4 protein-coding genes are annotated in these 9,712 nt (G+C 48.6%); all 4 read left to right on the plus strand.

Going from position 1 to position 9,712, the window contains the following annotated elements; all coding sequences use genetic code 11:
* The first annotated feature begins 494 nt into the window (after window positions 1–494).
* The 4 genes from IY568_RS22560 to IY568_RS22570 all read left to right on the plus strand — a co-directional run bounded on the left by IY568_RS22560 (window position 495) and on the right by IY568_RS22570 (window position 9,695).
* Window positions 495–1,556, plus strand: a complete 1,062-nt coding sequence (locus IY568_RS22560) for a hypothetical protein (protein WP_194868769.1) — start codon at window positions 495–497, stop codon at window positions 1,554–1,556.
* A gap of 870 nt (window positions 1,557–2,426) precedes the next feature.
* Window positions 2,427–2,624, plus strand: a complete 198-nt coding sequence (locus tag IY568_RS22565) for a hypothetical protein (protein WP_125560616.1) — start codon at window positions 2,427–2,429, stop codon at window positions 2,622–2,624.
* 379 nt (window positions 2,625–3,003) lie between these two features.
* Complete coding sequence (locus IY568_RS24970) at window positions 3,004–4,371, plus strand: condensation domain-containing protein (protein ID WP_228553524.1); 1,368 nt, start codon at window positions 3,004–3,006, stop codon at window positions 4,369–4,371.
* Window positions 4,353–9,695 (plus strand): non-ribosomal peptide synthetase, encoded by a 5,343-nt coding sequence (locus tag IY568_RS22570; protein ID WP_228553525.1) that lies wholly within the window; start codon window positions 4,353–4,355, stop codon window positions 9,693–9,695. Before IY568_RS24970 ends, IY568_RS22570 begins: the two co-directional genes overlap by 19 nt.
* Window positions 9,696–9,712: the final 17 nt, after the last annotated feature.

The following is a 9,712-nucleotide window of genomic DNA, read 5'->3' on the forward strand; positions in this document are numbered from 1 at the left end:
ACACCGTTTTAAATGCTTAAGGAACAAGTTAATATCAGGACTGGATGAAAAATAATAAAAATCTCAATAAGGATTATGACGGTGCAACCAGAACATAAGCTGGTTCAATGGGTTCTAGCGACTCGAGGATGAGTTGTGAAGAGCGCCACAGCTATGCAATACCCTAAAGTGAGGGGACCACAGAATATATTGCTCGCGCCGTATATAGCCCAGATTGAATAATAGAATCAGAGGGACACAAAAGGTTTGCCGCTTAAAAATCAGTCATTGTCTGTAATGCGCCTTGACCTGCGCAAAAAAGTGACTTTAACTTTGTGTGTTATTTGACCCACAAGGGGCAGATTGCAAGGTAGTAGGCACCCGATGAAATTTTCGTTAAACTTGAAGGTAGAGCCGTAGCTCTGTTTTAGGTGTAAGCACCTTTGAGTTTTTTGTGGCAAAGTTCCACAGCGCCCGGCTGAGCGTATATGTCAGCCTGATTAAGAGTACAAACTATGTTAGAGCAAATGCTACTGAGCAACCTGAACAATAAAGCTGAACTCAACGATGAGTCTTTCGAGTATAAAAGCATTTTTTTGAGCTCAGTTGTTCCGGACCCCACCAATGGCCGATTTTTACCGTCAATTTTCGTGAGTGATGAAGACGCTCGTCTGTTTGTAGCGCGTAAGCTGAGTAAAGCACAGCTCATTAAGCTCTATCAGGGAGAAAACCATGTTCTGATTGGTAAATCTATCATCATAAACTGTTTAAAACGCGATACTGAAGACTGGAAACGGGCTTCGCAGACCATAGATTCCATCATTGAGCTAGGCAACAACATTTCTGTGTCAGAAATGATTCAAGTACCCACTTTGTATCCATTGGAAGATGGTCGCTTTCAAATTCTCACAGGACATCGCCGCTTTTTTGCGCTGGTGTATGCCAAAGGGTATGGTGCGGCTGCGCAGTTTAAGGTTTACGATAGCAAGCCCCTGCTAACTAAGGTTAAGCAGTTTCAAGAAAATGCCAGTCGTGAGGATTTGCCTCAGTATGGAAAGTTACAGGCATTTTCTAATGCCATGACAGAGATTGAGCAGCTAAACAAGGCACGCCTGCAGTCTGGTATGTCTCGGCTCACTGTCAGGACAATAGTCCCCAAACTCGGCATTTCGATGGGGGCATATGATAACTACAACGTATTATCGCGTTACCCGGTGGTTATGTCAGCTTATGAAACTGGGTGTAGCTACTCTTTTGTCAAAATGAAACGTCTGATTTTGTCTGTGGAATCACAATATAAGGCAGATCATGACAAGTCTACCCTAAATGCCGTGGATAAACGCGCCATCTCAGATCTCATCGTGCAGCAGTTACGAGGGATCAAGAAGCGGCCTGAAAAAAGCAAAACCCCATTTATCACCACCTCGTTTGATTCACCCAGCGCACTACAAAAATTGCTGACACAGGATGTGACGCAACTGGCATGCGGTGTCGACTGGTCTGCTCTCGACTGGCAGGATAAAAAAGCGGTGTCAACGGCGCTGGCAAAGGTGATAGCCCATCTTGAGCAAGAGTAAAGACCTCAGGCGCGGGTTATCCTCTTAGGATTGTATCAGTGAAAATAGTGGCATAATGGAGATATTTTGGGGCCGTAATGACGTGCTCTTTTGTTGCGTTTTATACTATTTATTTAATTCCTACCTGTAACTTTTGGTCACTAAATAGACACTGAAACGCCGGAAAATGTGCTCCGGTATCAGTGTCTGCTGCGCTTAATTCGTGCACTTTTTGGGTAAGCTTTGCACCGTGTGTCAGGGTATAACCGGGTGTTTATTTGTGATCCGGGCATTGATGTCAGTTTTGCATTTGTGCCAACAAACCGAACGAATTGGAGATTATGACAACTAAAAGTCATTTTTTTATGGCGCTTTTATTTCACCGTCCATGAAAATAAAATCTATAAATTAATCAAGCCTATAAACGTCATAATCACTGTTAACCTGAGCGACTGGCTAAAAGCCTTGTAGCGCTTTTGAACCATTTTGAAACAATTAATTCCCTAAACCGTCATGTTATTGTCCCGATGTATGGGGTATAAATGTCCCCAATGAAGCACATTGAACAGGATCGAAACGCGTATATAGTATCGGTCTGGTTTAGGCTATGAGACACGATGTGGCGCCGCTGAAAGGGCTTTGGTGCGAGGGTTGTTAATGTTGTTGTTGAAATGTTGCTTTAAACTATACCTGTTTTGGGTAAATTTTGCGGATCAAGTGAAAAGAAGTTAAAAACTCAATTAAGTCAATAAAAATAAAGGTTTATTGATTTGGTTTATGAAATTTATAATTTTGAGAAATAAAAGTGTAGAAAAAAGATGCAGATTACATAATAATGCGTTTGCGTGAAAATTTAACACTTTGCAATACTTTTTAACATGGACTGATAAGATGAAAAATGACGCATTGACAGAACTGGGCATGAATCTGAATATTCACAATATGAATTCAGAGGCTGTAGATGTACAGCTGCTCCATCATATCTTCAAATTGGCCTATGACTTTGGTTACAAAGATGGGCGCAGCGGTGTATACGTGTGCCCGGCTTCGTCACTGCGTTCATTAAGCGGCAGCGAGCTTGACGCATAAGTCGGGCTATGAATTTATACATACCTAAATACCGCTGACTGACATTTATGCACGTCAGCGGGTAATAAACAGCAACATTAAACCAAAGAGCCGGTTGCATTTGCATGCAGGGCTTTACGATGCCAATTCACTTAATTGTGTACGCTGTTTTGTAGCGAAAAAGTGTCGCGACAACATGACAGCCCGGGTATGAGCTTGTGTTCATCGAGCCGGGTATTGAACAAGTACAGTGTGCGCTGGACTTTTCATTCAATATGGCAAAAAGATTAAGACTGATTGGACTTATGTATCACTGGTGCTGATATCACAGATTACCTGCTTTAGGGATTCTGATGCCGGTGTTTTTCTTTATCATTAATTTGATTGCAAAAGCGAAAATATGAAACAGTTCTTTTTACAGCTCAGCGAAAAAGGGATCAAACTTACTGTCGATGAACAGGGTAAGTTACTGGTCAGAGGTAAGCTCAAGGCTTTGACAGCAGATGAGAAAGATTTTCTAAAGAACAACAAACAACAGATCATCCAAGCGATTGGTCAACGCCAAAATGGCGTTACTGAGTCGCCCATTGCGGTTGCCAAAACACAGCCAGGCGAGCCGCCAGTATTGTCCTTTTCTCAGCGCCGTTTGTGGTTTATTGATCAACTGAATCGCGGCTCCAGCGAGTACAATATGCCGGTGGCTTTCGAGGTGCATGGACACCTGGATGTAGCCAAGGTGGAGCAAGCGCTGAACGCCATAGTGCAGCGTCATGAGGTGTTGAGAACGGTTTTTTATGAGTGTGATGGTGCGCCGTGTCTGCGCGTGTTAGACGATGCCAGATTGCATATCACAGTGTTAGATTTGAGTGACCAGGCCGACCCACATCAAGCTGCCAGGGCCCATCTGGAGCGCGAAGCAAGCCGCCCCTTTGATCTCAGCCAGGATCTGATGGTCAGAGCCAGCTATCTGCAATTAACGCATGATGATGCAGCATGCTGTCAGGCGCTGTTGAGTTTTAATATGCACCATATCGCGTCGGATGGCTGGTCAATGGATGTGCTGACTAAAGAGTTTTTCGCGATTTACCAATCACTTGAGCAAGGCACACCGAGTCCACTTGCCCCGCTTGCCATTCAGTACAGTGATTTTGCACATTGGCAGCAACACAGTTTTGCACAAGCAGGGCTTAAGAAGCAGCTAGAGTACTGGCAGCAACAGCTGCAACAAGTGCCGGCACTCCATCAGTTGCCTTTGGATGCCAGTCGGCCTGCTGAAAAGCAATACCGGGGTGAGTTGGTCACGTCGCAACTGAGTAGTAAGGTGGCGACCAGGTTGCTGACATTGGCCAGGGAACTGCAACTGACGCCGTTTATGCTGCTACATGCGGCACTGGCGCTGGTACTGAGTCGCCATAGCAATAGCAAAGACATTGTTATTGGTAGCCCGGTGGCTAACCGTCAGGATCCATCTCTGGCACCGTTGATCGGCTTTTTCGTCAATACCCTGGTGCTGAGGGTCAGCACAGCCCATGACACCTTACGCGATTACCTGGCACACGTCAGAGCGGTACACCTGGCTGCGCAGAGCAATCAGGATGTGCCATTTGAGCAGCTGGTCGAAGTATTAAACGTACCACGCAATAACGCCTATAGCCCGTTATTTCAGATTTTGCTGACGACAGACAATCAATTTAGTGCAGCTGCTGAGCAAGCGGAACATGTCCAGCTGGTGAGGCGTCATTGCAGGCGATGCAAGAGGTTAGCCTGACCACCAAATTTGATTTAGACATTCATATGTCGCTGAATGAGGAGGGTGTATCAGTTGGCTGGACCTACGACGTCACTTTGTTTGAACGAGCACACATCAGTCAGTTAGATCGGCACCTGGGTAACGTGTTGGGTGCGATGGCCGAGCTGGCTCACACAGAACGCTGGTCGACCAACCTGAGTGCACTCTCTATGGTGAGTGAACAAGAACAGCAGCAAGCGCTGGCGTTAACGAAGGGCGCACAGCTATCTTCTGAATGCCAAGCCGTGCATCAGTTGCTGGAATATCAGGCCCGACATAACCCGAACGCCATTGCGTTGCAGGATCACGCAACGGAGCTGACGTACGCAGAACTGAATGCCCGTGCTGATGCACTGGCGAGGCGCTTAGTGACGGAGCATGGTGTAACTGTGGGCCAGCCTGTTGCCATTGTGGCACAGCGCAGCATTGCCACTGTGTGCGCGGTTGCTGCTCTGCTCAAAGCGGGTGCAACCTATGTGCCCCTCGACCCCGAAGCCCCAGAAGAACGACTAAACTACATTGTCAGCGAGCTGTCACTCTCGTTGGTTTTATCGCAGACACAAGACACGTTTGCCGGATTACCTTGTGTACGATTGGACAACCCAGCTTTATGGCAGCCAGTAGCACAAGCGCATAGCCTGCCGGACATTGACGGCGATCACAGTGCCTATATTCTCTATACTTCCGGCTCAACTGGTCGGCCAAAAGGCGTCAACCAACGCCATAGCACTTTGGTGAACCTGAGTGCTCACCAGGCTGAAATTGACGGTATCACGCAGCCCTATCGTACTTTGCAATTTACTCCGCTGACTTTCGATGTGTCGGCTCAGGAGCTGGCCACCAGCTGGAGTACGGGTGCTTGTCTGGTGTTGATGTCACAGCAGCAGAAAGACCAGTTACAGGATCTTGCCAGCCTGGTTGCTGCGCAAGGAATAGAGCGATTGTTTGTGCCACCTGCGGTCTTTGATTTACTGGCTGAGCAGGCAAATCAAACCCCTGTCATTGACCTGACTGGACTCAGACAGGTGTTTGTTGCCGGAGATGTGTTGAAACTTACCCCCAGCATTCGTCAGTTTATGGCACAACATCCGTCTTGTGACCTCTACAACCATTATGGTCCTACTGAAACCCATGTTGCTACAACCTGTCACGTCACACAATTTGATCAGGAAGAAGCCAGCATTGGGCGGGCGATTGCTAATACCCAGTGTTTGATTTTAGACGCGGATTTAGTCCCGGTACCAACAGGCTGTGTGGGCGAGCTATATGTTGCGGGGCCAGGTGTTGCAGTGGGCTACTACAACAATGCTGAGCTGACTGATGAGCGTTTCTTTGATGCGACTAATGTTCAGATGTTGCCAGCTAATTTATCGCGCCTTTATAAAACCGGCGATTTGGTCCGCCTGACACCACAAGGTGATTTACAATACCTGGGCCGAAGCGATGAACAAATAAAAATCCGTGGATTCCGTATCGAACCTGGTGAGATAAGCGCCGTTCTGGAATCTTTTGAAGAGGTTGAGTCTGCACTGGTACTGGCAATCGGCGAGGCTGCGAGCAAGCAACTCGTTGCCTATGTACGCCCTTGTATCACGTGTGAGACAAGCGATGCGCAGCAACACTTGATTACGACACTGTTGACTGCGCTCAGGTCTGTTTTGCCTGCTTATATGGTGCCAACTGCTATCGCCTTAGTTGAGCAATGGCCACTCACTGCCAATGGTAAAATCGACCGACGTGCCTTGCCTGCGATTAAAACGGATCAGGCTCTGAGTAAGGGAGAAGCGCCCCAAACGAAGACAGAGCAGACTCTGGCCGAGATTTGGGCGCCCCTACTCTCGTGTGAGGCTGAGCAGTTAACTCGTGAAGCGGACTTCTTTGCGCTCGGTGGTCATTCGTTGTTATCGGTACGCTTGGTGTCTTTGATCCGTAGTGAGTTTGAAGTTGAAATTGCCGTCAAACAGGTTTTCTCAGCAAGTACTTTGGCAGATTTGGCTACACTGATCGAGCAAAGCAGTAAAGTATCACGACCTGTGATTGAAGCATTGCCACGCGATACGGACAGCTTTGAGTTATCTTACGCTCAGCAGCGACTGTGGTTTATCGATCAGTTCCAGGGCAGCTCTGCCCAATACAATATGCCGATGGCATTTGAGATTGAAGGGTCGTTTAACCTTGCGCTTGCGCAACAAGCACTAAGCACCATAGTGGCACGGCACGAAGTGCTGCGTACGGTTTATCAGGAAGGGCAGGCTGGACCCGTGCAGGTTATCCTAACGCCTCAGCCTGTGATTATACGCCACATTGAGCTACATCACCTGGCCGGGACTGATGCGCAACAACAGCTCGATCAACTGCTGGCCGAAGATGCCCACGCGCCATTTGATCTGGCCACTGATCTAATGTTGCGTGCCAGCTTCATCAGTTTGAATCCATCTCGTGGCGTATTGCTGCTCAATATGCATCATATCGCTTCAGACGGTTGGTCGCTAAACTTGTTCAGCAGAGAATTTTTCTCTTTATATACAGCATATCAAAATGGGTGTGATAACCCGTTAGCGCCGCTCAGTATCCAGTATGCCGATTTTGCTCAATGGCAACGCAACTGGTTACAAGGAGATGTGCTGCAACAACAACTCGACTACTGGCAAACTCAACTGAGCGATGCACCGGGTGTACATGGTATTCCACTGGATTATCCAAGGCCTGCTGAAAAAAGCTATGAAGGCGCAATGGTGTCGGGTAAAGCTTTTGCACAACTGGCTGCTCAGTTAAGCGATATGGCTGCACATTACCAGATGACACCATTTATGTTGTTGCATGCGGTGCTGGCACTGACCATCAGCCGTTACAGTAACAGCATGGATGTGGTGATAGGCACGCCAGTGGCAAACCGACTTCAGGCCGAAGTGGAGCCGCTGATTGGTTTCTTTGTCAATATTCTTGCACTGCGGGTGAACACAGAGCAGCCATCGCTGGATGCGTATCTGCAACATGTCAGAGATGTGCATCTGGACGCGCAAAGTCATCAGGACCTGCCGTTTGAGCAGCTGGTAGACGCATTACAGATCCCGCGGGGCGATGCCCATGCACCGCTGTGTCAGATCATGACGTCTTTCAATAGCGCGCAAACACAGCCCGGGTCTGAGCAAAGTACGCTCGACGGGTTGACGCTCACGCCACTGATGCAGGCCGGATGTGTGGCAAAATTCGACCTCGAAGTGGAGTTTTCACTGGGTGAAACGGCACTTCAGGTTAACTGGATTTATGACACTTCATTATTTTCACAGGCCCATATCACGCACCTGAGTGAGCACCTGATGTTGTTGCTGGAGCGTCTGGTACAAACTGAGATGACCCACAGTCTGAACAACCCGCCCGGGCAGCTGAGTGTACTGGCGAACGAACAAAGCCAGTATCTGGTTAATGCTCTCAATGATAACTATCATGAGTATGACCGGACCTTATGTATTCATCAGGCCTTTGAGCTGCAGGTTGAGCGCAACCCGGATCATATTGCACTTGTCTATGCCGATCAGCAGCTGAGTTATGCACAGCTCAATAGCAAGGCCAATCAGCTTGCACATTACCTGCGTGAACAGGGTGCTATCACATCGGATACTTTGATTGGGGTTGCCCTGGACCGCTCACTGGAAATGATCATCGCCACTCTGGCCGTGCTTAAAGCGGGTGGCGCTTATGTGCCACTGGACCCGGCTTATCCACCGGCACGATTAAGTTATATGCTCGAAGACGCGGGGATCAGGACCATCATTAGCAGTCAGGCTATCAGTGATGCAGTTGCCCTCTCCGATTACGCGCTCATTCCGTTGGATGGCTTGCTCGATGATACCTGTTTGGGGCCGTTCAGCCATTATAGCGAAGAAAATCTGGATCATAGCGCGCTGGGACTGCTGCCCACCAGCCTGGCCTACGAGATTTATACCTCAGGCTCGACGGGTCAGCCAAAAGGGGTGTTACTTGAGCATCAGGGTATAGTCAATCTGGCGGATAACCAACGCCGTGCTTTTGCCATTACTCCGCGCAGCAGGGTACTGCATTTCGCATCAATGAGCTTTGATGCGGGCACTTGGGAATATGCCATGGCACTGCTTAATGGGGCTACGCTGGTCATAGCCAGCAGCGAACAAAGACGCTCGCCTGACGACATTACTGCACTGCTTGCACAACAGCAGATCAGCCATGTGACTTTACCTCCGGCATTTTTGGCCATGATGCCACTCGACACCTCGCTGTCATTGCAGGCATTAATTGTGGCAGGTGAAGCCTGTGAACCGGAGCTGGTCAATCAATGGTCGGCACAATATCCTTTCTTTAATGCCTATGGCCCAACGGAAGCGTCGGTATGTGCGTCATATCAGCGCCTGTACCCGGGCACACCGATCACCATAGGTAAACCACTGAACAATGTGAGCCTGTATGTTCTGGATAACCATATGGCGCTGGTGCCTCCGGGTGTAATTGGTGAGCTACATATTGGTGGTGACGGGCTGGCACGTGGTTATCATCAGCGCCCTGAGCTGAGTGCCGAGAAGTTTGTTGAAAACCCGTTTTATTATTATCCGGCTCACCGTGACAGTACCCGTTTGTACAAAACGGGTGATTTGGCCAAAATATTGCCCGATGGCAGCATTGAGTTTGTCGGTCGCCTCGATGCGCAGGTCAAAATTCGCGGTTTCCGTATTGAGCTGAGCGAAGTGGAGGCCCAGCTCAATCGCTGTGCCGTGCTGGATTCTGCCGTGGTTTTGGTGAAGCAGGCCAGTAATGGCACGGATATGCTCATCGCGTATATTCAACCGCGCGATGAAGCGCAGGACCAGACTTCCGTGATACAGGACGTTGAGCAGCATTTACATGCTCAGTTGCCGGAATATATGGTGCCGAGCCGTTTTGTGGTGGTTGCTCAGTGGCCACTCACCCCGAATGGAAAAATAGATAAAAAAGCGTTGCCAGACGTGTCTGGCGCAGACAGCGAGCAGCCTTATGTTGCTCCTGAAACGGCCACCGAACAGGCGCTGGCAGAAGTCTGGTCAGCCCTGTTAGGCATAGAAGCCAGTGAGATAAGCAGCCATGCACGATTTTTTGAGCAAGGTGGTAACTCCATTTTAGTGACCCGACTGGAAACCCAGATCCGTCACCGTTTCGCTGTTGAGTTTTCTATTAAAGAACTGTTTGCACAGCCGCAGCTTAAAGAGCAGGCATTGCACATAGATTACTTGCTCAGCCGCCAAAGTGACCCGTTGGCAGAGGATGATGCTGAGCTGGAGGAAATGGACTGGTAATAAGGTTAGTCAGGCCA

The sequence above is a fragment of the Pseudoalteromonas sp. PPB1 genome, from assembly GCF_015356275.1.
Classification (GTDB): domain Bacteria; phylum Pseudomonadota; class Gammaproteobacteria; order Enterobacterales; family Alteromonadaceae; genus Pseudoalteromonas; species Pseudoalteromonas rubra_D.

What these genes read in the sequence shown, in the direction of transcription:
- IY568_RS22560 (WP_194868769.1), top strand. Translation starts at nt 495, where the DNA reads ATGTTAGAGCAAATGCTACTGAGCAACCTGAACAATAAAGCTGAACTC.
- IY568_RS22565 (WP_125560616.1), top strand. Translation starts at nt 2,427, where the DNA reads ATGAAAAATGACGCATTGACAGAACTGGGCATGAATCTGAATATTCAC.
- IY568_RS24970 (WP_228553524.1), top strand. Translation starts at nt 3,004, where the DNA reads ATGAAACAGTTCTTTTTACAGCTCAGCGAAAAAGGGATCAAACTTACT.
- IY568_RS22570 (WP_228553525.1), top strand. Translation starts at nt 4,353, where the DNA reads ATGCAAGAGGTTAGCCTGACCACCAAATTTGATTTAGACATTCATATG.